The organism is Proteus sp. TSJ240517, from assembly GCF_047921575.1.
Lineage (GTDB): Bacteria > Pseudomonadota > Gammaproteobacteria > Enterobacterales > Enterobacteriaceae > Proteus.
Window position 1 is genome coordinate 49,392 of sequence record NZ_JBLRMH010000011.1, and the last position, 25,321, is coordinate 74,712.

The following is a 25,321-nucleotide window of genomic DNA, read 5'->3' on the forward strand; positions in this document are numbered from 1 at the left end:
CTATCAATCGCTCTTGGGTAATACTGTTGTCAGTCGTGAAGCAATTCGCTCTGGAATTTTTCGCTCAACGGCATGAACAGCCTGTTCTATTGCTGCTGTAAACGCGCTTTCATTTGCGCCACCATGGCTTTTAATGACGATACCGCGTAATCCTAACAGAGAAGCACCGTTATACTGGTCGGGGTTCATATGTCCAAAACGCTTAATTAGCCGCTTTTGTAACCACTTCTTCAATATTTTCATCCACCACGACGTTTTTTTATTTTCGGTAGTAGAAGATTTAATCAATGAAAGGAAAACTCTAATAACCCCTTCCATCGTTTTAAGGGAGACATTACCTGCGAAGCCGTCACACACCAATACATCAGTTTTGCCTGTCAGTAATTCATTACCTTCAACATAACCAATATAATTAATATTCGGTGTCGATTTTAATACCGTAGCAGCTTCGCGGATATTATCTAATCCTTTGCTCTCTTCTTCACCAATATTTAAAAGCGCCACTTTCGGTGAATCAATCTCTGCTATCTCTTCGGCCATAACTGCGCCCATTACCGCAAACTGCACCAGCATTTTGCTATCACAGTTAACGTTAGCGCCTAAATCAAGAACAACCGTCTTGCCTTTTTTCTGATTAGGTAATACCGAAACCAGTGCAGGACGTTCAATTCCATCAATCGCATTAAGTCGAAGTTTTGCTAATCCCATTAATACGCCAGTATTCCCTGCACTTACACAAGCCTGTGCTTCCCCTGTTTTCACGAGATCAAGTGCCACTCGCATTGATGTACCTTTACTTGCTCTAATAGCTTGTGAAGGTTTGGCATCATTGGCGACAATATGTTCTGCGGGTATAACTTGTAAACGGGAGATTAGCTCAGCATTTTGATTTGCAAGCAGAGGAGATATAGAGTCTGGTTGACCTACCAGCAATATTTTTAAATGAGGATTAGATGCCAGCGCCCGCAAACAAGCAGGCACTGTGATGCGAGGACCGAAGTCCCCGCCCATCGCATCTAACGCTATGGTTAGATTTGTCAAGGTATCAACGAGCTATAAAGCTAATTACTTGTTGATAACCTTGCGGCCACGGTAGTAACCGTCAGCAGTTACATGGTGACGCAGGTGAGTTTCACCAGAAGTTTTGTCAACAGAAACTTGAGTTACTGTCAGCGCGTCATGAGAGCGACGCATACCGCGTTTAGAACGAGTTGGTTTGTTTTGTTGTACGGCCATTGACCTTACTCCTTAGTACTTTTCTTTAAACTGGCTAATACGGCAAATGGATTTGGCTTCTCTGATAATTCTTCAGGGAGTTCACCAAACACCATATCCGCGTCGGACACTTCACAGTGTTCAAAATCATGTACCGGAACCACCGGCAAGTTGAGGATTATTTCATCTTCAATCATTGCCAGCAAATCTATTTCACCAAATTCGTTTACATAAACTGGTTCATATTCTTCCGGTAATGTCTCGGCCCGTTCATCACTGACAACAGGGCTAAAACAATATGTTGCGTGAACATGATACGGAAAATGGCCACCACAACGTTGACATTCTAAAGTCACATCCACATCGGAATGCCCTTTAATCACGGCAAGACGTTGATGGTCAATATCAAATGATAAAGCCACGTCAATATTACTGTCCACACTGACCACCGATTCAGCTAAGCGGCTTACTTGCTCTGGAGAATAATGACCGTCATAGTCTAAATTCTTTTGAGCTGCTCGCAGCGCATCAATGGTCAGGGGTAATTTTACCTTTTGCATAAGGCGCGCATATTATCTTTGTAATGGAATATAGTCAAAGAAAAAGGCGGGTTATCTACACCTTTCCACCAAAATTCGCTTTATCAGCGGCGCATAGTTTAGAATGTCAGGCATCATTTTGCTACGGATTTTAAAAAAAATATGTTGCCACTCGTCCTTGCGTCTACTTCACCCTTTCGAGCTCAGTTGCTGAAAAAGCTTGGAATGCCCTTTATACAGGCATCTCCAGAGATTGACGAAACCCCGATGCCCACAGAGTACGCTCAAGATCTTGTCAGTCGCTTATCCTATGAAAAAGCCAGCGCTTTACAAGCAAAATTTCCACATCACCTTATAATTGGCTCTGATCAAGTTTGTGTACTGAATAAAAAGATCACGGGAAAACCCCATAATTTTGATAATGCCTTTGCACAATTAAAACAAGCTTCAGGACAATGTGTCTCGTTTTACACCGGATTAACTGTATATAATAGTCTAACGTTAGAACATCAAACTCATTGTGAATTATTTCAAGTTTACTTTCGTCATTTAACTGATGAAGAAATTATCAGTTATTTAAATAAAGAAATGCCTTTCAATTGTGCTGGAAGTTTTAAATCTGAGGGACTAGGCATCACTCTATTTGATAAACTTGTCGGCGATGATCCAAATTCTTTAATTGGTTTACCACTTATCCGATTGAATAAAATGTTACTCTCACAAAGAATAAACCCATTATTTTTCTCTGATGATCACAAATGAATCTGGTCATCTTATTTTTTAATCTTATGTAGCGATAAAGCGTATTATGAATAAATTAGCATCAGTCTTAACAGCTTTAGTGATGGCAACAGCATTAGTGGGTTGTTCTGATGAAAAAGACACTGAAATTTCAACAACAAAAGCAACTAACACGACAAATACTATCCAAGACGGTGTGATTTCAGACAAAAAAGATGACAGCAAATCCTTATTTAAAAAGAATTTCGTCAGTAGCTGCATATTAGGTTCGGGCATTACTGATGATGCGCTAATTCCTCAAATTGCCGAAGTGTGTGAATGTACTTACGACGGCATTATTAAAAATTACGGAATTAACGAATTTATCCGTGTAGATATGGAAATGCGCAAAAACGGTTCAATATCACTGCCTAAAGAGTGGGATATTGATAAAATTGTTGAGCAATGCATGACAAAAGTGGAAGGTTAATTCTATTTTCCACTCACTTTCTTAGTGGTTTAAGAAAAGCAATACGCCCAACAAACTGGGCGTATTGAGTATTCGGATTTTCTGTTGAAATAAAAATTTTCGACTTAAGATTTTTGACTACGTAATACTTGCAAACAATGGCGTAACTGATTATCCATTGGCGCTTCAATTCGCATTTGTTCACCCGTTGAAGGATGAGTAAATGTCAAAGAACTAGCATGTAAAAATAGGCGATTAAGTTTAGTTCCTACCAATTGTGAATCAAAATCACGATCACCATAACGATCATCAAATGCAATAGGATGACCTGCATGTAATGTATGCACACGAATTTGGTGTGTTCTTCCTGTCACAGGGCTTGCTTTCACTAATGTGGCAAATTCAAAGCGCTCTTCCACTTTAAAACGCGTTTCAGAAGGCTTTCCTTCATTGCTTACTTTAACCACTCGCTCACCACTTTGAAGAATATTTTTCAACAACGGTGCCTGAACAACTTTAGTGTGAGATTGCCATTGACCACGCACTAAGGCTAAATAATCTTTTTGCATCTGTTTTAAGCGTAATTGCTCATGCAAAGCACGTAATGCTGAACGTTTTTTTGCAATTAGTAAAACACCCGATGTATCTCTATCAAGACGATGTACAAGCTCTAAAAAACGCGCTTCTGGGCGCAATGCACGTAAACCTTCAATCACACCAAAACTTAACCCACTTCCCCCATGTACAGCCGTACCAGAAGGTTTATTGATGAGCATTAAATGGTCGTCTTCATATAAAATACAATTTGACAATGCAGCGACTTTATCAAGCTTTGGTGATACCGCGACTTCTTCTTTTTCCGATACTCGCACAGGAGGTATACGGATGCTGTCACCCGCATTGAGTTTGTATTCAGGTTTAATTCGCCCTTTGTTAACTCGAACTTCCCCTTTACGGATAATTCGGTAAATCATACTTTTTGGTACACCTTTTAAGCGTGCCAGTAAAAAATTATCGATACGCTGGCCTGCTTCATCGCCATCAATGGTGACGAACTGAACTTGATTAAATGATTTCATAGTGGCGATTCTTTGGCTCTCTTAAAATAAAAATAACAAACAACTTTGTGGTGTACAAAATAACATCAAATCTGTCGTCTATTTTAACCTGAATAATGGGAAAAAGACGAAACATTAGCTAATCTCTCATATTTATACAGAAAAAGTCACCAAAGCAGAAAAGTCATCTTGCTATAACCCTAACACCAATGGAATAATGCAGACTCTCCTGATTATGTTTATCAGGTATATTTATGAAAATTTTGTTTGTTTGATTTTCAAAATGCAGCAATGGCGTAAGACATAGTCGAAAATCAAACAATTTAGTATGCCATAAATACATCGCTTATTGAGTTGAAACATCGTGTTCAATTAAAGAGTGCTGAATTTTTGAACTAAAAATCAGACTCACCGACATATTGCACCTCTATACAATCGACAACCGTGAGGTTGACGCATTTGTAAAAGACACGAGGTCATCGGTTATCAATAGTGTAATTACGTATGTTAGTGGCACATTATAAAACGTGAAAATAACGAGTAAGTCACAATATGAAAAGAATGTTAATTAACGCAACTCAGCAGGAAGAGTTGCGTGTTGCCCTTGTCGATGGGCAACGCTTGTACGATCTGGATATCGAAAGCCCCGGTCATGAACAGAAAAAAGCGAATATCTATAAAGGTAAAATCACTAGAATTGAACCCAGCTTAGAAGCCGCTTTTGTTGATTATGGTGCGGAACGCCACGGTTTCCTTCCTATCAAAGAAATAGCCCGCGAATACTTTCCTAGTAATTATCACTCCCATGGTCGTCCTAACATCAAAGATGTCTTAAAAGAAGGCCAGGAAGTTATTGTTCAAGTTGATAAAGAAGAGCGTGGTAATAAAGGTGCAGCATTAACCACTTTTATCAGCCTTGCAGGAAGTTATTTGGTATTAATGCCAAATAATCCTCGTGCAGGTGGTATTTCTCGCCGTATTGAAGGTGAAGACCGTACTGAACTCAAAGAAGCTTTATCAAGCCTTGAAATCCCAGATGGTATGGGTCTGATTGTACGTACAGCAGGTGTTGGTAAATCTGCCGAAGCACTACAACAAGACTTAAGCTATCGTTTAAGACACTGGGATGCTATTAAGAAAGCGGCTGAGAATCGCCCTGCGCCATTCTTAATTCATCAGGAAAGTAACGTAATTGTTCGCGCATTCCGCGACTACTTACGTCCTGATATTGGCGAAATTTTAATTGATAACGCAAAAGTCGTTGAAATGGCGCGTAGCCATATTGAAGCGATTGGTCGTGGTGATTTTGCTAGCAAAATTCGCCATTATACAGGTGCAGTACCTCTATTTAGCCATTACCAGATTGAATCACAGATTGAATCTGCTTTTCAGCGTGAAGTTCGCCTTCCTTCTGGTGGTGCTTTAGTTATTGATACAACTGAAGCATTAACAGCGATTGATATCAACTCTTCACGCTCAACTCGTGGCGGTGATATCGAAGAAACTGCGTTCAATACTAACTTAGAAGCGGCTGACGAAATCGCACGCCAATTACGTTTACGCGACTTAGGTGGTTTAATTGTTATCGACTTTATCGACATGACGCCTGTGCGCCATCAGCGTGAAGTTGAAAACAGAATGCGCGAAGCTGTTCGCCAAGATCGTGCTCGCATTCAAATTGGACGCATCTCTCGCTTTGGTTTATTAGAGATGTCTCGTCAACGTTTAAGCCCTTCATTAGGTGAATCTAGCCATCACGTTTGTCCGCGTTGCTTAGGTACAGGTACTATTCGTGATAACGAATCACTGTCACTTTCTGTGTTACGTCTTATCGAAGAAGAAGCACTTAAAGAAAACACACATGAAGTACATGCGATTGTACCTGTTCAAATCGCCTCTTATTTGCTTAATGAAAAACGTAAAGCAGTGACTGACATTGAATTACGTCAATCTAATGTCAAAGTGGTTATTGTTCCTAATGACCAAATGCAAACGCCTCATTTCTCTGTTATTCGTGTGCGTAAAGGCGAAGAAATTACCTCTCTGAGCTACAACTTAGCGCAATTCCATGAGAGCCAGCTAAATGAAGCTGAGGACGATGTTGTTACAGAGCGTAAAGCGCCTGAACAACCCGCTATTTCAGCCTTTGGATTGCAAGAAGAAGAGCCGATTGAAGCGACGAAAAGCAAAAAAGCACCTCAGCCTCAAGCTAAACCTGTTAAATCAGAACAAGCTCAAGGTACAGGTTTCTTTGCCTCTATCGCAAAATTCTTCTCTAACTTATTTAGTAGTGAACCAGAGCCTGTGGTAACACCAGAAAAACCACAGGAAAATAAGAAAGAGAATAACGACAATCGTCGTGATCGTCGTAATAACAATAATCGACGTAACAACAATAATCGCCGTGACCGTGATAACGATCGTAATCGTGATAACGCAAATAGCGAAGACAATCGCAAAAATCGCAATCAAAAACCACAAACAACGCCAACAACTGAAGTTAGTAGTGAGCAAGAGATTGCAGAACGCGAAGCTCGTCGCCAACAGCGTCGTGAACAACGTGCGGAACAGCGTCGTCGTCAAGAAGAAAAACGTCAACAGCAACAAGAAGCGGCTAAAGCACAAGCGGCTCTTGCTGAAAATGATACCGTTGCAAAAGATAGTGCTGATGAGAAGAAAGAAGAACCTCGTCGCCCTGCTATGCAACGCCGTAATCGTCGTCAATTAGCACAATCTGTACGCGTAACTGACAATGATAATGCATTGGCTGTTGTACCCGTTGTGACTGAAAAAGCCGTTTCTGAGCCTCCTGTTGCAACAACACAAACTAAAGTTGCGCCAACAGAAAAATCAGCACCTAAAACAGTCGCTGTTGCGAAAGTTGAAGCGAATGAAGCACAAGCTGTAAAAGCATTACCTGATGCAACTAAATCACAAGATGACAATAAAAACGAAGATAATAACGGGCAAGATAATGTTATGCCACGTCGTTCTCGCCGTTCACCTCGTCATTTACGTGTAAGTGGTCAACGTCGTCGTCGCTATCGTGATGAGCGTACCTTAACAGTATCACCAATGCCTCTGGCAATGGCGGTGGCTTCTCCTGAACTTGCTTCAGGTAAAGTTTTCATTCGCTATCCAATCACACCAATAAGTGATGCACCATTTATTGAGAATAATGCTGAAAACAACAATGACGTTTCTGTTGAAAACCGCATTATTACTCATCAAGATCCACAAATGGTCGCTATCGCACCAGAGGTTTCAGAAACCATTGTTGCTGATATTGCACAGGTAAGATCGACTGAATCAACTTATTCTGTCACGGTTAGTACTGAATCAACCACAGAGGCTGTTGCTGAAATTATTGCAGTAGAGCCACAGGCTGTGCCTGTTGAAACTAACGACATTATTGAAAACAACGTTATCAGTGATGTCATTAATGAAGTGAATACAGAAGAGCATGTTACTCGTAAAGAGAACATTTCAGCGGTATTAAATACCACTGAAGCTTATATGCATGAAACTTCACAACAGGCTGAAACAAACATCGCGCCAGAAGAAGTTGCACAAGATACAGTTGCACCAGTAGAGAGTGAAATATCAACGCCTGAGCCTCAGCCTGTTGAAGCAGTAATAGTAGCTACAGAAGAAACTGTTGAACAACACAAAGAAATTACGACTGAAACCGTTGTTGAAGCTGTTATTGAAACGGTTATTGAAGACCAGCCAAAAGAAAGCGCAATCTCTGCGGTGGAAATTGAAACGGTAACAGAAAGCAAACCAACTGAAGTCGTTATTCGTCAAGAGCCTGTTGCAGTTGCACGCCAACTACATGCAAGCTCACCAATGACAAAAGCGCCAGCCGCTGATGAAACACCTGTGGCAATTGAAATCAAAGCATGGGAAACACGTCCAGCTTTTGATAAGAAAGGCCGCACAGGTGCGGGTGGACATTGTTCTACTAATCACGCTTCTTCAGAAATGACTAAAGCTGAAAGTCAAAACTGATAATAAGGTGTTATTAAGAATATCTTGATAATACTTCTAAATTAAGAGCCCACTTTTTAGTGGGTTCTTTTTTTTGGGTAACTATTAGCAAATTAACTGAGTATTTATTAAGCCAACATAAAAAAGCCCCTGAATATTCAATTCAGAGGCCTTCGATTTCTTATTCTTAGTAAAACAATCAGTCTTTTAGATCAGGAAGATTTTTAATTTCACCCATAGCTTTTAACTGCTTAGATAATTCACGGCGCTCTTTAGACAGATCGGCATTTTTAATAATGTAATCGTCAACACGATCGTCATAGTCACTACGCATATTAGCAATAATACCCAGTACATCTTCAATCGACATACCCGGTTTAATGTATTCACTTAAGTTGTCTAACAAAAGAACACGTTTTTGGTTATCACGGATCTTTTTCTCATTGTCAGTGATCTCACGACGGATTTTGTTTTTACGACGATACATACGCACAAACTCCAGTACGTTTTGGAAAGACGGCTTGTTTGCGTTATCCATTTCCTACACCTTTACAATTGATATTTAAGATAAATAGTTCTGTTTAAGATTATCGCTTAATCGTGTCAATAAACAAGCAAAGTTTACAAATTTAATTGATTTTGCTTAATTAACAATTAATTAGGATGATATACATTAATAAATATAGTCAACATTCTTTAACCCGTAAATGTTCACTTAATTAATGATAAAAAAATGGCTACACATTTTTACTGGTAGCCCAAATCGATACTACAAAGGATAAATTAATCAGCGATTAAATAGGCTGTGCTTTATTTTGATCTTCATGTTGTAAGCCATCAAGTGGCAGTAATGCTTTCGCGTCTGAACGTAAAAACACTGCTGAGAAAAGTGTTGTCCCTATCACAATACATCCCATCACCATATAGGTTGGTGCAAAACCATAATGATCATAACCATAACCCGCTAATGGAGATAATAATGTAGCAACAATAGAGCTAACACATTGAAAACCGACTAAATAGAGTGTTGAAGATAAACGTTTGTCAAAGTGTTGACTGTTATATTTAAAAATTGAAATTAATAAAATAGGTAACTCAACAGCATGTAATAATTTCATACAAGAGATCAAGACTGGACCTTCGACTAGTCCTGAGCCAATAATACGTGCCGCCATAACACTGCTTGCCAGTAATAAGCCGTTTTTAGCACCTATTCTATTGACCAGAAAAGGCGCGACAAACATACCACCAGCTTCTAAGAATACCTGCAATGAATTCAGATATCCGTACATCTCATTACCCTGCTGTAAGGTTGCAAATTGCGATGAGAAAAAGACGGGAAACTGTTGGTCATAAACTCCATAAACACAGGTACCAATAACAAATAAAATAAGCGCCCAAAAACGAGGCAATGAAAGTAAATTCAGTGCGTCTTTTATGGTAATAGCCGATGTTTTCCCATGCTCTAATTGATTAAATGCGTCTGATTTATCTGTTTTTAAAAGTGTTAAAAGAATTAAGAACACAACACCAGAAATAGAAGCCATCACAAAATTATAATTAGGATCGATGTTTATATTGTGTCCTGCAATAAATGTTGCAGATGCCCAACCTAGCGATCCCCACATTCTCGCCCTACCGTATTCAAAACCACGAATACGACTAACACGCTCTGTATATGACTCTAATACACCAATCCCCGCATTAAATGTCATACCTACATATAAACCTCCCAAAATGGAGCCAACAAAAATATTCCAGCGAAGTATTGATGCGAAACCTAGAAAAAATGGTCCAGAAAGAATAAGTAATACTGCAATCACTAATAATAAATTCTTTCTTAGTCCTAATTTATCTTGAATAAAGCCATATAGAGGTTGAGCACATAACGCAATCAGAGAAATTGCAGAGAATATCAATCCAGTATCTGTCGCTTTTAATCCTACATACTGATTTAACCAAATAGAAACTAATGAAAAGGATGAAGACCAGGTAAAAAAGAAGAAAAACAACAGCGCACTTAAGATCGCATAGTATTTTTTTGAGTCTTTGTTCATTGGTTGAGCGCCTTATAAAGTCATTTCACCCTTAAATGTTAACGTTAACTTTTAAGTTCACAAACAATTATATCGCTTTAATGTGACATAAGGCACATAAGTTAACGTTAACAACTTGAGTTATGTGCTCTAGATCTACCTTTATCTTTTATTGCCATTACTGACAGTAAAACGCACGAAAAGGCATCATATAATCCCTTTTCTTTAATCTCCTTTGTTAAAATAACAGTGTCCTCCATAATTCGCTTAAAACTATCTAAGACAATACTATGGATATACTTGGTTTTATTATTACGTTACTGCCGATAATTATCTCACCGGGTGCAAGTTTTACAATTGCTTTAGATAACACCTTAACCTATGGCATAAAAGGGTTATTGATCACTATTATAGGCACCGCATTAGGCATTATTACTCACGGGCTTTTGGTCGGATTAGGAATAACAAAATTATTAGTTTCGTCCCCTTCTACTTTTATGGTATTAACTATTCTTGGTAACTTGTATTTAATTTATCTTGGAATTTCTTTGATACGTTCTGGATTAAAAGCCTCCAAAAACACCACAATTATTCATCAAAAAGTCTCTATCAAAACAGCTTATATTGCTAATGTGCTTAATCCTAAAGCAATTATGTTATATCTTGTGGTTGTTTCTAGTTATGCTGGTGCGACGCCAACACTAGGTAATTATCTTGCTTTATCTTCTATTCATATTTTCATGATGAGTATCTGGCTAATTGCTTGCTGTAGTTTTATTTTATTGTCATCACAAAAAATCAATATTGTTACTATGAAAAAAGTAATCAATATTAGCGGGGGTACGCTCCTACTTATTCTCACAGCAACACCTTATATTAAACACTACATAAGCACGCTTTGATCTGACATTTCACGTTTACCGCATTATGGTTTACCATGGTCTTAATTAAACCCAATACAACTCATTGAGTAATGATTTAAAAAAAATCATCAATAAATTTACGGTAGGAAACCTTGTCTAATTCAGCGAAAACGCCCACATTTTACGTTCATGACTATGTGAATTTATTTTAATTAGCTGATATTTAATAATTTATTTATAGTGGTGATTTATTTGGTACTCAATTCTGTACTCACAGCAAGAATTGGAGATAATTTTGAATTAATAAAAAGAAAGGTGATACTTTTATACCACCTACTCATTTTTAATTCCACACCCTGCTACACTCTCCAAAAACTAACCGGATCCGTTATGAACCTAGCAAACCTAACTCAAGAAGAAAAAGACAAAATCAATGTCGATTTGGCCGCAAGTGGTGTCGCATATAAAGAGCGACTCAATATGCCAGTTGTTGCGTCCGAAGTTGAACGACAACAACCAGAACATTTGAGAGTGTACTTTAATGAACGACTAGCGTTTTATCGTGAGAGAAGAAAGGGGTTGCCAGATGGTAATTCAGTGCAGTATTTGAAGGTGGAATGATTACTAAATTTAGTTTAAGTGATAATATTTGAAAAATTTAAATTATTAGCGAGATCTTGTTTTGAATTATAGAGCAGATATTGATGGTTTGAGAGCGGTTGCTGTTGCACTAGTCGTTCTATATCATGCAGGTTTTAATGTTCCTGGTGGTTTCATTGGAGTTGATGTGTTTTTTGTCATCTCTGGATTTTTAATCACAGGAATAATTAGCAGAGGGTTAGAGGAGAAAAATTTTAGCTTTAGTAATTTTTATAATAGAAGAGTAAAAAGAATAGCTCCTAATCTTGCTATTGTATCGCTATTCACCGTTGTATCAGGTTATTTTATATTAATAAATTCAGATTTTAACCTGCTTGTAGAGAGCGCGATATCAGCTCAACTATCATTTAGTAATATATTTTTTTACTTTGTTGCTGGAGATTATTTTGGTATGGACTCATCGTCAATGCCAATGCTTCACACTTGGTCTCTTGGCGTAGAAGAGCAATTCTATTTTATATTGCCTATTGTTTTATATTTATCTTATAAGGTGAATATAAAATCAATTAAACCAATATTAGCGTTACTTGTTATTAGTTTTATTGTTTCATTTTATTTGGTTAGTTATGATAAAACTCAAGCGTATTATATGATATGGTCAAGAGCGTTTGAACTCTTAATCGGTTCAAGTACTTATTTTATTAGTAAAAAAATCAAGCCTATAAATTATGAAGTAGTATCAATAATTGGTTTACTACTTATCATATTGCCATCATTCTATCTAAATAGCTTATCTTCATTCCCTAGTTATAATGCATTAATACCATGCATTGGTGCTAGCATAGTTATTTTATCTAAAGAGACCTCATTTGTTGGTAAATTACTATCCTTAAAACCAGTGAATTACATTGGCAGATTGTCGTATTCAATATATCTTTGGCACTGGCCTATAATTGTTTTGTTTGTAATCTATAAGCCATTTGGTGAAATAAATACCACATTATCTTTATTTTCTATATTGCTACTATCATCATTTAGCTATCATTTCGTGGAGAAAAAAACACGAAATTTAAAAATAGGTTTATCAAAATCAATATTTATATTTGTTTTTATACCAACTATATTAATGGCTATTTCAATGTATTTATCTAACACTTACAATAAGCAAGAAAATGAATTTGATGAAAAATACATGGCAGATATTTATAAAAAAGATTGTTTCAATTCTTACAATATGCAGTATTTAGATATTTGTAACGTTGGAGATGAATCATCAAGTATTTCAGGATTGCTCATCGGTGACTCTCATGCGAATTCATTGAGTTCTTTCATCGGCTATTTGGCAAAAGATGCTGGCCTTAAATTTCAAGAGAAAACAATACAATGGGTTCCACCAATCCCTGGTGTATCATTTGGTGAATCTTTAAATGTAAGAAAGTCTGAATGGACTAAAAAATACAACAACGAGGCAAAGAAATACAAATATGTAGTTATCTCATCAAACTGGCCTGAGTATGAGAAAAACACAAGCAAAAATAATTTATTTGATGATAACGGAAATATCATCACTAATAATTATAGAAATGAGGTCTATTCAATGATAAATGATTTTATAAAAAATGGAACTCATGTTTTCCTTGTTATATCTAATAATAGCATTGACTTTTCAGAGTTAAAAAAAGCGAAACTATCTGGTGTAGATATTAGTTCAAATAAATATATGGCAAAAAACAACCAAGATTACTTTTTATATGAAAAATACAAAGACAACAATAACGTTACAATTATTAATATAAATGATGTTTTGTGTCATGGTATTTATTGTTCCTCATCTATAAATGGAACAGTCTTATATAGGGATAATGGTCATCTAAATTTACTTGGTTCAGAATTAATAGCCAAAGAATATGTAAAAAAATACGGAAACCCAATGAAAGATATTAAATAAAACACAACCCCCGATTTAATGTTGGGGGTTGTATATTATACTTGGAAGAAATTTATTTTCGCTTCATGAAAAATCAATTCACCTGATTTATCAGCTTTATTTGAATACACAACCATTTTTATTGATATGTCGTCATTATCTGATCGACCAAATCTTTCAACTCGATGAGTAGAGTTGTTTACATTGCCATATATTTTAACCTTATCTTTATTAGCCACTACTTTTAGATTAAATGAAATAACTTTCGATGTTCCATTTAAATAAAAGTTATAACCATTTATTGTTAAAACAATATTTGCAGTTGAATTTGAATCAAGCATTTCAAAAACCGTTGACACATCAATAGATATTGGTGATTTCAACATCGCATCTTTTATTTTTTTATCAAAAATGACATTTCCTTGAGATGATGACTCCCCCTTAACGGCAATATCATTGGATGTGGTATCTAGCAATGATGATAGTGGTAATCTAGCGCCACCCCATAAAAAATGAGCAGTGTCGTTGATCATTAGGGAGTTTACACTTGTCTCCGGCTTGCCGTACGTAACGCCGTGATAATAATTTCGCTCACCAGTTATTGATACATATTTACTTCTTCTGCTAGGTAAATTAGCCCCGAATATATAATTATCATTTCCAGACACAATAATTTGATCAGTATTTTCAGCAACATGACTATCCCAAAAGTTGCATTCATAAATACTTAACCTACCAACAGAGTGCAGTGGGTAATGTGTTTCAATAACAGTTTGATGTTCTAAATAAAAGACATTCCCGCCTATCTCTTCAAGGATTGGTTTAACATCCGATGAATAAAGCTCTTTTAAACAATACGTAGATCCTCCAGAAACAACAGAAACTCTATTTGATGTTATGTAAGTCTTGCGTTCATCCTGAATACCATATTTGCTATGATCTGCTTTCATTAAACATGCATATTCAAATCTAGATACCACTACGTCAATCTCAACTCCTGATATTAACGCCCTTTTATTGCTTTCACTTACACCATCAAAAAAAACAGCTATACCTAATCTTTTATTGGATCGAATAAATGACTTTATTTTTGTTTCATGTTCACCGACATACCACCTTGGATTATCTATTTTTCCATCTATATGAATAGCAGAAATACTCAGTGGAGTATCCGATGTATCATAGATATCACAATCAAATTTAACGTTAGGTCGAATTGAAATGCACGAGTCACTATTAACCAGCCTAAATAACCCACCCCCATTTATGACATTGGAATGTGATGGAATAATTGTATATTTATCAATAATAACGTCGGAATTAACAATAATCGCACCGTGTTCACTTAGTGCAGAAACCAGTTGATCTGAGTTCGTTATATTGAGTTGTTTTGTTGTTAATGTTAACCCATCAATATATTTCTGCACTGACATTCCTGTTGCGGTGTTTACCAGGCTAGCCCCAGCGCTACTCTCTAGCTCCTGTCTTAATTGGTCAGGGTCATACTTAAGAACGTTAGTGTAATAATGTTGCTGAACACCATAACTGTCATACACAGCCATACTGTGACCTTCAACTGTTACAAACTTAGCAATCTGACCATTATAAACAGGGAAGCCAGCCTGATTAATGATTAAAGGCTGAGGAACTGGAATATGAGAACCATCTTCATTCTCTAAATAAACTTGAATTTGGTTTTCAGGAATGGTCGGGTCGGTATCAATCTTACCGATATAAATTTTTCCGTTGCTCGCAGCTTGGAATTTCCTTGCGAGAGTGAATAATTGTGATGGCATTGACACGACGACATTAGGGATAATATCTGACATTGCTTTCTCCAAGTGTGAGTGGTCGCACCAGATTAAAACTGGTGTATTTTGGACGTAAAAAAACCGCAATTAAGCGGTATTGTTATTTTGTAGGTTGTCCATAGCCTAATTGATTAGTTCCTGACTTCTTCCTGCGAGCTAGCACTTAAACTTTGTGATATTGTAGAGACAGCTTTTTCAAACTTACTTGTTCCTGCTGGCGTTCCTGCCAATCTCATCACTGCTTCTCTAGCCGGTTTGCTTTCATAAATGCGAGCTAGTGCGCCATAAGTTCCGGCACCAATTGCCGTTGATGGTTTTATGGCCGCGCCTAAACCAAGTATGAAAGGGATTGCTTGCTGACCAGTTGGCGTTGTGATACCAGCTTTTGACGCTTGACGTGTAGCTTCTAAATACTTCTTCAACCCATTTATATAAATAGCTTCTTGACCTCTAAATGCTATTCCAGTTTGGTTTGACATGATATTTAGTTGCCTCAAGAACTGATCGGGAGAGTCACCAGCTTTCTCAATTGCTTTACCAATAATGGCATTCCTCATTTGAGCGCGTCCACGAGTGTCAACTGAGTTATACAAGCTCCTAATTTCAGATCTGTTTTTGCTGAATAAAATATTGTTAACCACCTCTGGCGTTAAATCACCTTTGGTTAAGATGCTCTTCAATCTAGTATTTAATATTTTATTAGCTTCATCTGCATAGATAGAATTAGCTTGGTTATACTTGCGTAAAGCGTCAGCACCTAAGTTTGTTGATATTGCATCACCAGCATCATCAGACATGGCTTTATAAACTCTATTTATCGCAGCATCAGAGCGATTAGGCATAGCCATTCTTTCACCCTTAACGTCTTGTCTAAATTGAGTCCTTAAGTCTCTTAATTGAGAAATATCAACATTACCGGATGCAAGCTCATTCCTGTAAGACTGCAATTTTGAAATGGTTTGCGTATCAGCAACCTCACCAAGTTTAGACAGTTTTGCTATTTCGCTATCAATCTGGTTTATTGCTCGGTTAGGTGTAATGGGCACGCCAGATAACGCATTCTGGATTGATTCTAACCTTTCACCAGCCGCCTGTTTTATTGTTGATGTTTTTCGCTTCAAACTCTCAACAACTTGGCTAGGATCGTACTCGCCAAACCTGTCTGCGAAATCACGAACAAGTTTACTCCTCGCCTCTTGTTGATTTGATCGCAAACCTGCCGTACCAGCAAAAGGAATGTTTTCAGCAGCTCCTTGAGCCAGCCTACCGGTTTTTGATTGCGGGGGTACAACATCAGTCGTGTATAAAGGAACATTATTCTGCTTAGCAAATTCAGACAATTCAGATGCCTCTTGAGTTGGCTTACCTGTTGCTACTCGATAACCACTATTAACAAGTTTCTCTGCTGCTTTAAACCCACCCCCAAGCCCTGCTGATAATGCTGTTTGTAATGGGTTAATATCACCACCACCTGCCATATTAACAGACGATTGTAGAGCTAAATCTGTACCTGCTGATTTTGCAGTAGCACCTAACACTGTTGGCGCTCTAGCCGCTGGAGTGAATGCAACTGCGTTCGCAATAAATGGAATGACATCTTCAGATGATAGACCTGGCTTATTTAATGCGTAGCGACCCGAAGGTAAATCAACAAGTAAGTTACCCTTCTCATCTTGAGATACTTGCCCCCCCATATTGCTGATGACTTTTACAAAGTCGTTATCATTACCGAACATTTGTACCCAAGCCGCTTTCATTGCATCAGTATTAAATGCATTCATTTCTGGCGAAGACATGATCCCTTCTAGCCCTTGAACTTCAGGAGTCATCTTACTTTCACCCGTAAAAGCATCTATCACATTTTCACGAAAACCTTTAGCATCATCAGACGTTTGCTGTAACCCTTGTGAAAGGTTCTGATTAGCTTGTTTCATGCCAGCGATATAGCTGTTTTCTGGTTGTGATGGTTGGGTTGCTTGTTCTGGTTGTGATTGAGGAAGTGGGTATGAGTTATAAAACTGTTGTCTTGCGTTATCTACGTCGTTACCAACATTTGGAGCAACTACTTCATTAAAATATTGCTCCTGTGCTGATACCTTTTGTTCGTTAGATAGTGATTGATACTCAGGTGACGAGATCACCTCTTTCCATGGTTTAGCCATTACCCACCCCAGAGATTAGAATACCCACCTTGATTATTAGCGGGCGCTTGTTGTGTTGGTTGCTGACTTGCTGGTGAGCTTAAATTGGCATTATTTTTAGAGTTGAATGCCTTTGTATACTGATCGATTATCTTAACTGAGTTTTGCAATGCTTCTGGGCTAGAGTAATCAAGTTGCGGCATGGACTGGAAGAACATCTTAGCCTCAGCGACAGTATTGATGCCACTTGCACCCATCTCTCTAGCTGCGCCAATACCTTGATTCTGCATGTTACCTTGAATGCGTTGAGCAGCATTATAAAGAGCCCTTGCATCTTTATTTACCGTCCTAGTCCCTGCATCTGCGGTAATCGGTGCTGTCCCTGTACCTCCAGTAACACCAGTTATTGCATTTAGCTGAGAGGCTGGAGCATTTGCAATTAAAGATAAATCCTCATTCATTCTCGTGCTTGATGCTGTTCCAGCAGTAGATGACACACTAGATAAAGCGTTAACAGGAATAGTTACCACATTGCCGTTCGCATCAAACCCTTTGTAATATTTGGAATCACCAGCGCCTTGTGCATTAGGATCTATCATCACAGTCTGACCATTAGCCAGTTGAGCTTGTTGCATTTCAGTTCCAGATTTGCCTTTTAGCGCCAAGAACTGTTTACGTTGTTCAGGTGAAAGCGTCATCATGTACTCATACTCCTGAACTGCCGCTGGTTTACTACCTGCTGAGCTAGCTGATCGCATGGAGTTTTGAGCGGATATGTTCTGGCCACGAACCTGTATCTGATGACCTTCTCTTGTTAGTGCTTCGCCAGCTTGATTGCTTCTGATTTGCTCATCTAAACGGCCTTGGTCAATCTGTCTGCCAAGTTGTTTATCTTGCAAGTTAAAGTAATCATCAATTCCGAGTGATGACATGCCAATGTGATCTGCTAATTGGACAGCCGCTTTAGGGTCTTTCTCTGCAATAGAAACCGCCTCCACAGGGTCGATGCCAAGGCGACGGAATGTATCAGCATTCTGTCTAACATAATCAGTAGCATTACCATTCATCACCGCATTGCGATAGCCAGATGATAAGTTACCCAAGGATTCGCGAACATCAGCGGAAACGCCTTGCATACCACCAGTAATAGCCTGAGCATACTCTGGATAAGTAGCTAGTAGTTGCCTCATCCCATCACGATCACTATTTGCGTACGCCTCACCCCATGCTTTTTGGAATTCACCTAGCCTCTCCTGTGCTTGGTATTCTCCGATGGTGTCTTTAATTCCTTTCAGACCCTGCAAACCTTGCAATAGAGTATTGTTACCACCAGATCGGGCTATCTCATTACTTCTATTGATAGAATCAACTACGAAGTTTGCGTCACTTGCTTGAGGCGCGTTTGAATTATTTAAGCCAATAGAACCTAAAAAACCAGCTCCATTACTAGGCTGCCAAGTTGCCATTAGAATAATCCTCCAAGCAATCCAAGTCCGCCACCAATTGCAGCGCCCCATGGGCCACCAATAGATGCTCCAGCCATTGCACCACCTAAGCCACCTGTGATCCCTTGCTGAAATTGCGACGGTCGATTAGCCATAGCTGCTTGAGCATTTGCATTTTGTTGTAGCAATTGCCCCATATTGTTTGCGTAGTTTTGACCGGCACTAGCCTGCCCCTGCAAAGCACCAAGACCAACGTTGGCTAAGTTCTGGTAGTTATTCATTTGGTCAGCCAACCAACCTTGTCCAAGCGTAGGGGCGATAGATGCAAGTTGATTGCTTGTTGCTGTTGAACCCAATCCGCCAGAGGCTTCCGCACCTTGTAATTGTTGGTATCTTGCCTGCCCTGATAAATCGTTAAATGCTTGAGAGTTGTAGTATTGGTTTAATGCTTGACCTTGACCTTCTAAAGAAGATAAGTTTTGCAATTGACCAATGTATTGCTGAGCAAGCGGCGTAAACGGCGCAAGGTTTTGCATGTTCGTCTGCCACATTTCACGCTGTAACGCCGTGGCTTCACGAGTCGCATCAGCTTGAGCGCCTGCACCACCATCACCGCCACCTTTCATATATCCATGCATTGGTAGCAGTGATTTTCTGAATTTCTCTGAAATAATCAGCATTTTAATAACTCCTCGTACTGTTCGCGTTTGAGTTGATAGATGGTGACACCTACTGGTCTGCCATTACTCATATATGCATCATCTAAATGACCGACACGTGTAGCACCAAGCATTTTCACAATAACGCGACCGTATTTTGTGGTATCGGGAACCATAGTTACTGAGTTAGTGAATTGACTGTTTTCCAGTAACCATTTGCAGAATAATTTGTGTGCATCAAAGGCGTATTTACCACGGAATCCAACATCAAAGATGGCGTGACACTCAACAACTGCATGCCAAAAATTACGCACCTCGAAAACACCAACCAATAGAACTCCTTCATAAATACCCAAGTAAAGCGCATCGGGTTTAATGAAGTACTGATCATTGCTATCAACGATATTTCCCGTGTTCGACTTATCATTTAAAAACTCAGATAGCCGAATAGGGTTATTAATAATTTTAATTTCCATTAGTCTATTAATCCGTGTGAGCGAAGTGCATCTTCTAGCGCCTTGATTCTCTGTCTAGCCTCAATTAACCCATTTGCTAGGGTTTGTATTTCTGACCGAGTGTAATCAGCACTGAATGAGTAGGACTGGTTAGCATTAAACGATCCCTTAAGTGCTGTACCCGTTGCTGATGTAAAGCCAGTAACACGAGTGCCAACAACTTTAGTTCCGTTTACTGAGTAGGATGCTGAAACATCGATAGGAGATTTAAGAGTTTGCTTGGTCAACTTCGACAGTGACACATAATCTGCATCAATCTCTGCTGTTTTTTCGGTTAAAGAATCAATGTCACTTTCGGCGGTTGTTATTCGCTGTTCATGATTTTCAACTTTAACGTCAATGTCATTAAGCCTGATTTCATGCTCAATTATCTTTTCTTCAGCAGAAGTAATTCTTAATTCATGATCATTTAGTCGTTGTTCATGTATCTCTATCTTTGTTTCAGCTTTTCCAATTCTCTCTTCATGATCTTCAAGAACAATATCTTGCTCATCATTTCTAGATTGAGCATCAAAAGCCTCAGCACCAGCCTCATTTGCACGACCAGCTACCTTTGCCATATCATCAGCACCGCTAAGTACTATGCGTCGATATGCTTCACTGAAATTAGTAGGTAGGATATCTGGAACAATATAAGCGGATTGAATTTCTATGGGTTTAGAAAGGTTTTCACTTGCCATTATTCAACCCTCATCGATAGATCGCTCAGTGTTACAGGTGACTTAGTAATAACGCGAACCTTAAACCCTATATTCTTTCTCACTCTTCCTACTCGTCGCCATAACACACGGCGGTCATATTGGAATGGTGAGTTTTGTTCAATAATTTGCTCACGACCAAAGTTAATGCCATCAGTCGTTGCAGAGAGAAATAACCTATCAGCAATCTGGGCGACGCCTGTTGATGCCCCAAGCTCTAAATCGAACACCCTTGCGTTATCGGCTTTAGCCATAGGAGTGTATAGAATATGCTCTACCTGCTTGTCATACTGAGATGATTTATTGAAGGCAAGATTTCCAACAATCCCCTCGGTTTTATCCGCAACAGTGATTTGATTACCTTCATACATAAAATCAATTGCACGATAGGTTTCGTCATACAGTCCAGACTTTAGAATGCACCACTGCGGATATTGCAGGCTTCCCGCTGCGTCAAAGCAAAGTGTGTGGCGATGTAAGTGAACAATGAGTAACTCATGACCATCGAAGCGAATAGTCTCAAGAGCCGCATGTGATAACTCGTCTGATGTATAACTACGAATGATCTTATCAATACTTGCAGTAGATATTTGACTGGCAGAACCAGAACCAAGGATATAGACAGATGGCGCTCCGTTTGCTGGGTTGCTGATGAATGCAAATGATTCCCCGAACTTACACTTAGCATCACGACCAGCAATACCCATCTGAACCATATAGGATGGCTGTGGCGCATATATTACTTGTGACGCACTCGTTGAACCTGTAATGGTAAAATATTCGATGGTTGACGAACCAAAACAAAGCACCATGTCACGCCAAGAATCGACAGCAATGATGCCGTCGGGTTGAGATTCAGCGGTGTAAAATGGACGATAGCGATCAGGCTTTGACTCATCTTCTAAGTCAGTAACACCAAACCTTTCACCACCTTTCTGTAACCAAATGTAACGACCTCGGTTACGAGCAACATCAACAACATCACCTAATTCGTATTGAGGATATCTTTCAACTACCTCTAACACTTCTTGTGTCATTACAAATTCAGTAACGTCTTTGGCTGTTTGTTCGCTAGATTTAGCAAGGTTCATTTTATACGTGACTGTAATTTTACCGCCTGCACGCTTAACACCTTCGACTAGAACGTCAGTAAGATAAGGTTTCTCGTCATCTTCCTGCTGAGATAATTTAACGCCCACCATTTGCTCAGTAATAAGCATCTCATTACCGGTTTTACCATCAGAAGTTTTAGGCGTGATTTTTAACGTTAAGAACCCATCCAGATCACCCTTTGTGAGTGGAACGAAATCATCATTTCCTTCTTTGTGAGTCCATTTTTTAACGTCACGCTTATAGCCTTCAGTAATTACCTCTTCCTCTGGCCAGTTAGATAACTCCTTGACCTCACCGTCATAGCGATAGAGTTTTAACTTACCGCCTGACGCCACCGCTTGACTGTAACCAGAGTGCGCCATAGTCACCCTGTCTTTACCTTGAATGTCAGCAATGGCATTCTGTCCTCGATAAAGCTTATTACCACACACACGATAGACCGTGTTGTTTTTCGTGTTGTACTGAACGCCACGAGATACACCATCAACACTATGACGCTTTTCTAATGCAGGGAATGAGCGCAAATAACCGGACGCATTCAATACCTCTTTCGGTGTCGCTAACATATTGACTGGCAGACCATCGATGTAATCTGCTGTGTGCGGGTCTTTTCGCAAACCCCTAGCCAGTGGAATCTTTACCTGTGGCATTAAACCCCCTCTCGACGTAATAGTTATCTACGCCTAAAGCTGTGTATTTATTACCTTGACCAACTGGCATATCCCCACGCCTATCAATAGATGGAACCTTAAGCGTATCAAGTAATAATGCATCATAAGAAGAAGATGCTGATGCCTCTTGTCTTTGTGTTGGCTCTAGCCCGTAATCAGTTAATATCCTGAGTAACAATTGGTAGCCGATAGCTTGTTTGTATTTGCGAGGTAAGCCAGAATCATCACCTGGTGCTGGTTGCTCATCTTCTAGTGAAAACTTATAACCCAAATCACCAAATGTTATTTGTAGTTCGGACATCATATCTTCTAGATCATGAATACCATCCTCTACCGATTGCGGCTCAGCATCAGTTAGCGTCGCGTCGGAAGCAACGCCAGCCTTACGTAACGCAAATAGAACAACTTCACCTTTAGTCAGTGTCATTGCCATTTGTTTCTGCCTTCTTAGTTGCCTTAGATTTCTTTACTTCTGGCTTAATGACCTCATCAACCGAAGCGACGAAGCCAAGTTCCTTAAATGCAGGAAAATCACTAGCCACAATGACGGCCTGTACATAACCATTATCATTGTTAGCCCATGCGAAAACGCTTTTACGTTCCATATTTACCTCAAATAAAAAAGGGAGCCGAAGCCCCCAAATAAACAACGATGGTATTATACGTTTCCGAAGAATTGACCTCCAAAGTGTGGATTGAAGCACACATAAGCAGGTAGCAAGTCGAAACGCATCATTTGCTTGTTAGCATCGCCATCAGCATATTTGTGTACGCGGATAGAGAAACCTTCATATGTGGCCACTGCTGAATCAATGCTGTGTAATTTTGGCAGTGGGATAGTGCCCAAGCCACAGAACATTTTATTAAAGAACAGATTAGGCTTCATTTGCTGCTTAGCAGTGCCGATCACTACAACCTCATCACCTGCTGCTACTTTGCGATCAACTGCGTTGTACTGTTTGTTTACTGCGTCATACACCGGAACACCAGAAAGTTTAATAGTGACATCACCAGTACCATCAGAGTTTGCATCTTCAAGAACGGTGGCGGTGAAACTGATTGCAGTAGAACCGTTATACAGAGTTTGCTTGCTTTGCTGATTTAACCAATGTGTTGCAGTAAATTTAATCTGATCACCAGCCTTAAAGAATCCAGTCTTGCTTGCTGTTGCGCCAGTAAGAGTAACAGTGAACTGATAGGAATCTTTAATGGCAGTGTAATCCACTGTTGGAGCTGTTTTAACAGTCAGCGTTCCGCCAAAATCACCTTGCTCACGAGATGCTAAGCCGTTTGACATTAGAGCTTTGATGCCGCCAAAGTTACCCGGAATTTGTGCATTTTCCCACGCTGTGCGCACTAATTGGTCAGACGCATGCAAGCCAGTTTGAGCATCAGCGAGACGTTGAGCAGACCAAGGATCCATCACTGCGTAATTATCACCAGCTTTAATGCCGATATCTTTCAAGAAGGTAGCTGTCTGAGCAACATCTGACCATTTGGCAATTGGTGAGTTTGGCGTGCCAAGTGACAGTGCACCATTATTCATCATGAAGTGAGCTAATTCAGTCTCAAGGTCAGTAACCATTCGAGCATGAATTGGCGCTAAGATTTGGTCTAACTGATTTAACTTTAATGCTTCTTCAACTTGAGCCCACTCAACAGCGACAGTGATATAATTACCAACGCGGCCAGTAGCCTTACCTGAAATAAGACCATTCTTTGCTTTACCAGTAATGTCACCATCAGCCGTACGCTCAGAGCTGAATTGATGTGGGCGCTTAAAGCTGACACTTTCGCCAGTGCTTGAGTTAATTTCGCCAGCCAGTAATTGGCGATCAACTGTCTTACATAAAACTAAGTCGGACATAAAGCCCGGTAAAAACTTTTTAAGTACAATCTGACTTACGTTTGAATCTAAGTTATTAGCCATGTTTTACACCTTGTTTATTCAATAATTGCGCCGGGGCACAGTTTGTTTAATTCATCAGTCGTGACGCTTCCCGCTCCACCTTTAACTTCCGGCTCAGGTTTAGGTGCTTTCTTTGGTTTTGGTGCTAACTTAACTTTCTGGCTAAGCTGACCAAGTAGGAATGCGGCACGTATTGGGTCTTTCTCAGCTGTAAGCCGCTGGCGCAATTCTTTATTCTTACCAAGTGCATAAGCAATTAGCTCTGTACCTTCATCGGCAGCTCTAAGTAAGATTTCCTGATGGATGATAGGAACTTCATTGGTGACAATCTCTTCCATCTCAGCGTAATCTTTTACAGGTAACTTAGATGCTCGTTGCTTATGATCTTCCAGTCGCTTAAGGATTTTTTCCTTATAGTCGAGCTGCTCTTTCTCCTTGGCTTTTTTGCTCTGATCAGCACGGCTTTTTTTCTCATACCAATCAGTTAATGCTTTTTCGTATGCCTCTTCGCTCCAATCACATGACTCTAGTGTGGGCTTCTGAGGTATTTCATCATTATGATTAACCGCTGGCTCTTGCGTTTGCTTGGCTGTAATTTCCTCAAGTTGGCGCTTTAGTTCACGGTTTTCTTTCTGAGTATCTTTAAAGCCTTTTCGAAGGTCTTTAATCCATTTGGCTGTAGACTGGTCTTCAATTAAATCTTCTTCATCAGTCAACGAGATTTCTTCATCGCCGATTTGCAAGGAGTAATCTTGCTCCTGCTCGACGCTCTGATCCGGTTTTACTTCAGCAGAATCATCAGTAACAGTCTCGGCGTTATTAGCGGCATTATTCTCACTAACTTGCTTTGATTGCTCTGAGGCTTCCTGCTGTTGTGATTCCTGATTTTCAGACATAGGTACAACCTGACCATCAATGATCAGTTCGCTTTCCATTTATTAC

General features: G+C 39.3%; 23 protein-coding genes. 6 read left to right on the plus strand and 17 right to left on the minus strand.

All coding sequences use genetic code 11. The features are described 5' to 3' along the window. Positions 1–3: 3 nt before the first annotated feature. Genes plsX through yceD form a run of 3 tightly spaced genes read right to left on the minus strand, consistent with a single transcriptional unit; the run spans position 4 to position 1,775 of the window. Positions 4–1,041 carry a phosphate acyltransferase PlsX gene (plsX, locus tag ACNARN_RS16700; RefSeq protein ID WP_088493193.1) on the minus strand — a complete coding sequence of 346 codons (1,038 nt, stop codon included), beginning with the start codon at positions 1,039–1,041 and terminating at the stop codon, positions 4–6. A gap of 24 nt (positions 1,042–1,065) precedes the next feature. Further along, a complete protein-coding gene (gene rpmF, locus ACNARN_RS16705; protein WP_006537252.1) occupies positions 1,066–1,236 on the minus strand; it encodes a 50S ribosomal protein L32 in 171 nt (56 codons plus the stop codon). A gap of 5 nt (positions 1,237–1,241) precedes the next feature. Continuing rightward, positions 1,242–1,775 carry a 23S rRNA accumulation protein YceD gene (gene yceD, locus ACNARN_RS16710; protein ID WP_023582576.1) on the minus strand — a complete coding sequence of 178 codons (534 nt, stop codon included), beginning with the start codon at positions 1,773–1,775 and terminating at the stop codon, positions 1,242–1,244. Between the two features lie 141 nt (positions 1,776–1,916). Between yceD and ACNARN_RS16715 the strand changes: the two genes are divergently transcribed. Together ACNARN_RS16715 and ACNARN_RS16720 are read left to right on the plus strand one after the other, a co-directional pair. Further along, the gene (locus ACNARN_RS16715; protein WP_196533125.1) at positions 1,917–2,516 is read left to right on the plus strand and encodes a Maf family protein; all 600 of its coding nucleotides are present in this window, start codon (positions 1,917–1,919) and stop codon (positions 2,514–2,516) included. Positions 2,517–2,562: 46 nt separating this feature from the next. Beyond that, entirely contained in the window at positions 2,563–2,964 is a 402-nt protein-coding gene (locus tag ACNARN_RS16720; RefSeq protein WP_198620649.1) for a hypothetical protein, read from the plus strand. A 104-nt stretch (positions 2,965–3,068) separates the two neighbouring features. Here ACNARN_RS16720 and rluC read toward each other — a convergent pair whose 3' ends face one another. After that, positions 3,069–4,022, minus strand: coding sequence for a 23S rRNA pseudouridine(955/2504/2580) synthase RluC (rluC, locus tag ACNARN_RS16725; RefSeq protein WP_099076193.1), 954 nt, complete (start codon positions 4,020–4,022; stop codon positions 3,069–3,071). A 531-nt stretch (positions 4,023–4,553) separates the two neighbouring features. Between rluC and rne the strand changes: the two genes are divergently transcribed. Continuing rightward, positions 4,554–8,012: a ribonuclease E gene (rne, locus tag ACNARN_RS16730; protein WP_416304717.1), complete on the plus strand. Its 3,459-nt coding sequence runs from the start codon at positions 4,554–4,556 to the stop codon at positions 8,010–8,012. Positions 8,013–8,190: 178 nt separating this feature from the next. On the opposite strand, the gene tmaR is transcribed toward rne, so the two are convergent. Next, positions 8,191–8,529: a PTS system regulator TmaR gene (gene tmaR, locus ACNARN_RS16735; RefSeq protein ID WP_036937771.1), complete on the minus strand. Its 339-nt coding sequence runs from the start codon at positions 8,527–8,529 to the stop codon at positions 8,191–8,193. 256 nt (positions 8,530–8,785) lie between these two features. Then, positions 8,786–10,048 carry an MFS transporter gene (locus ACNARN_RS16740; RefSeq protein WP_196533121.1) on the minus strand — a complete coding sequence of 421 codons (1,263 nt, stop codon included), beginning with the start codon at positions 10,046–10,048 and terminating at the stop codon, positions 8,786–8,788. Positions 10,049–10,317: 269 nt separating this feature from the next. Here ACNARN_RS16740 and ACNARN_RS16745 point away from each other — a divergent pair, with 269 nt between their 5' ends. The 3 genes from ACNARN_RS16745 to ACNARN_RS16755 all read left to right on the plus strand — a co-directional run bounded on the left by ACNARN_RS16745 (position 10,318) and on the right by ACNARN_RS16755 (position 13,438). Continuing rightward, entirely contained in the window at positions 10,318–10,929 is a 612-nt protein-coding gene (locus ACNARN_RS16745; RefSeq protein ID WP_198626531.1) for a LysE family translocator, read from the plus strand. Between the two features lie 351 nt (positions 10,930–11,280). Continuing rightward, the gene (locus ACNARN_RS16750; RefSeq protein WP_416304718.1) at positions 11,281–11,511 is read left to right on the plus strand and encodes a DNA polymerase III subunit theta; all 231 of its coding nucleotides are present in this window, start codon (positions 11,281–11,283) and stop codon (positions 11,509–11,511) included. Between the two features lie 61 nt (positions 11,512–11,572). Then, on the plus strand, positions 11,573–13,438 hold the full coding sequence (locus ACNARN_RS16755; RefSeq protein ID WP_416304719.1) for an acyltransferase family protein: 1,866 nt from the start codon (positions 11,573–11,575) through the stop codon (positions 13,436–13,438). Positions 13,439–13,473: 35 nt separating this feature from the next. Here the strand turns inward: ACNARN_RS16755 and ACNARN_RS16760 are convergent, their stop codons facing one another. From ACNARN_RS16760 to ACNARN_RS16810, 11 genes are all read right to left on the minus strand, one after another. Further along, entirely contained in the window at positions 13,474–15,246 is a 1,773-nt protein-coding gene (locus ACNARN_RS16760; RefSeq protein WP_416304720.1) for a phage head-binding domain-containing protein, read from the minus strand. 113 nt (positions 15,247–15,359) lie between these two features. After that, on the minus strand, positions 15,360–17,390 hold the full coding sequence (locus ACNARN_RS16765; RefSeq protein WP_416304721.1) for a lytic transglycosylase domain-containing protein: 2,031 nt from the start codon (positions 17,388–17,390) through the stop codon (positions 15,360–15,362). Next, positions 17,390–18,835, minus strand: coding sequence for a phage DNA ejection protein (locus ACNARN_RS16770; RefSeq protein WP_416304722.1), 1,446 nt, complete (start codon positions 18,833–18,835; stop codon positions 17,390–17,392). The genes ACNARN_RS16765 and ACNARN_RS16770 overlap by 1 nt, the downstream gene beginning before the upstream one ends. Then, a complete protein-coding gene (locus ACNARN_RS16775) occupies positions 18,835–19,494 on the minus strand; it encodes a DNA transfer protein (RefSeq protein ID WP_416304723.1) in 660 nt (219 codons plus the stop codon). The genes ACNARN_RS16770 and ACNARN_RS16775 overlap by 1 nt, the downstream gene beginning before the upstream one ends. Beyond that, the gene (locus ACNARN_RS16780) at positions 19,488–19,949 is read right to left on the minus strand and encodes a DUF2824 family protein (RefSeq protein WP_416304724.1); all 462 of its coding nucleotides are present in this window, start codon (positions 19,947–19,949) and stop codon (positions 19,488–19,490) included. Before ACNARN_RS16780 ends, ACNARN_RS16775 begins: the two co-directional genes overlap by 7 nt. Next, the gene (locus ACNARN_RS16785) at positions 19,949–20,668 is read right to left on the minus strand and encodes a phage tail protein (protein WP_416304725.1); all 720 of its coding nucleotides are present in this window, start codon (positions 20,666–20,668) and stop codon (positions 19,949–19,951) included. Before ACNARN_RS16785 ends, ACNARN_RS16780 begins: the two co-directional genes overlap by 1 nt. Then, positions 20,668–22,449 carry a packaged DNA stabilization protein gene (locus ACNARN_RS16790; RefSeq protein ID WP_416304726.1) on the minus strand — a complete coding sequence of 594 codons (1,782 nt, stop codon included), beginning with the start codon at positions 22,447–22,449 and terminating at the stop codon, positions 20,668–20,670. The genes ACNARN_RS16785 and ACNARN_RS16790 overlap by 1 nt, the downstream gene beginning before the upstream one ends. Further along, positions 22,421–22,903 carry a packaged DNA stabilization gp4 family protein gene (locus ACNARN_RS16795; RefSeq protein ID WP_416304727.1) on the minus strand — a complete coding sequence of 161 codons (483 nt, stop codon included), beginning with the start codon at positions 22,901–22,903 and terminating at the stop codon, positions 22,421–22,423. The genes ACNARN_RS16790 and ACNARN_RS16795 overlap by 29 nt, the downstream gene beginning before the upstream one ends. Further along, positions 22,884–23,075: a hypothetical protein gene (locus ACNARN_RS16800; RefSeq protein ID WP_161723684.1), complete on the minus strand. Its 192-nt coding sequence runs from the start codon at positions 23,073–23,075 to the stop codon at positions 22,884–22,886. The genes ACNARN_RS16795 and ACNARN_RS16800 overlap by 20 nt, the downstream gene beginning before the upstream one ends. A 53-nt stretch (positions 23,076–23,128) precedes the next feature. Beyond that, on the minus strand, positions 23,129–24,400 hold the full coding sequence (locus ACNARN_RS16805) for a P22 phage major capsid protein family protein (RefSeq protein WP_416304728.1): 1,272 nt from the start codon (positions 24,398–24,400) through the stop codon (positions 23,129–23,131). 14 nt (positions 24,401–24,414) lie between these two features. Next, positions 24,415–25,314, minus strand: coding sequence for a phage capsid protein (locus ACNARN_RS16810; RefSeq protein ID WP_416304729.1), 900 nt, complete (start codon positions 25,312–25,314; stop codon positions 24,415–24,417). Positions 25,315–25,321: the final 7 nt, after the last annotated feature.

Excerpts from the sequence above, each read along its gene's own strand:
- rpmF (WP_006537252.1), bottom strand. The coding sequence starts at position 1,236 with ATGGCCGTACAACAAAACAAACCAACTCGTTCTAAACGCGGTATGCGT.
- yceD (WP_023582576.1), bottom strand. The coding sequence starts at position 1,775 with ATGCAAAAGGTAAAATTACCCCTGACCATTGATGCGCTGCGAGCAGCT.
- ACNARN_RS16715 (WP_196533125.1), top strand. The coding sequence starts at position 1,917 with ATGTTGCCACTCGTCCTTGCGTCTACTTCACCCTTTCGAGCTCAGTTG.
- ACNARN_RS16720 (WP_198620649.1), top strand. The coding sequence starts at position 2,563 with ATGAATAAATTAGCATCAGTCTTAACAGCTTTAGTGATGGCAACAGCA.
- rluC (WP_099076193.1), bottom strand. The coding sequence starts at position 4,022 with ATGAAATCATTTAATCAAGTTCAGTTCGTCACCATTGATGGCGATGAA.
- rne (WP_416304717.1), top strand. The coding sequence starts at position 4,554 with ATGAAAAGAATGTTAATTAACGCAACTCAGCAGGAAGAGTTGCGTGTT.
- tmaR (WP_036937771.1), bottom strand. The coding sequence starts at position 8,529 with ATGGATAACGCAAACAAGCCGTCTTTCCAAAACGTACTGGAGTTTGTG.
- ACNARN_RS16740 (WP_196533121.1), bottom strand. The coding sequence starts at position 10,048 with ATGAACAAAGACTCAAAAAAATACTATGCGATCTTAAGTGCGCTGTTG.
- ACNARN_RS16745 (WP_198626531.1), top strand. The coding sequence starts at position 10,318 with ATGGATATACTTGGTTTTATTATTACGTTACTGCCGATAATTATCTCA.
- ACNARN_RS16750 (WP_416304718.1), top strand. The coding sequence starts at position 11,281 with ATGAACCTAGCAAACCTAACTCAAGAAGAAAAAGACAAAATCAATGTC.
- ACNARN_RS16760 (WP_416304720.1), bottom strand. The coding sequence starts at position 15,246 with ATGTCAGATATTATCCCTAATGTCGTCGTGTCAATGCCATCACAATTA.
- ACNARN_RS16765 (WP_416304721.1), bottom strand. The coding sequence starts at position 17,390 with ATGGCTAAACCATGGAAAGAGGTGATCTCGTCACCTGAGTATCAATCA.
- ACNARN_RS16770 (WP_416304722.1), bottom strand. The coding sequence starts at position 18,835 with ATGGCAACTTGGCAGCCTAGTAATGGAGCTGGTTTTTTAGGTTCTATT.
- ACNARN_RS16775 (WP_416304723.1), bottom strand. The coding sequence starts at position 19,494 with ATGCTGATTATTTCAGAGAAATTCAGAAAATCACTGCTACCAATGCAT.
- ACNARN_RS16780 (WP_416304724.1), bottom strand. The coding sequence starts at position 19,949 with ATGGAAATTAAAATTATTAATAACCCTATTCGGCTATCTGAGTTTTTA.
- ACNARN_RS16785 (WP_416304725.1), bottom strand. The coding sequence starts at position 20,668 with ATGGCAAGTGAAAACCTTTCTAAACCCATAGAAATTCAATCCGCTTAT.
- ACNARN_RS16790 (WP_416304726.1), bottom strand. The coding sequence starts at position 22,449 with ATGCCACAGGTAAAGATTCCACTGGCTAGGGGTTTGCGAAAAGACCCG.
- ACNARN_RS16795 (WP_416304727.1), bottom strand. The coding sequence starts at position 22,903 with ATGGCAATGACACTGACTAAAGGTGAAGTTGTTCTATTTGCGTTACGT.
- ACNARN_RS16800 (WP_161723684.1), bottom strand. The coding sequence starts at position 23,075 with ATGGAACGTAAAAGCGTTTTCGCATGGGCTAACAATGATAATGGTTAT.
- ACNARN_RS16805 (WP_416304728.1), bottom strand. The coding sequence starts at position 24,400 with ATGGCTAATAACTTAGATTCAAACGTAAGTCAGATTGTACTTAAAAAG.
- ACNARN_RS16810 (WP_416304729.1), bottom strand. The coding sequence starts at position 25,314 with ATGGAAAGCGAACTGATCATTGATGGTCAGGTTGTACCTATGTCTGAA.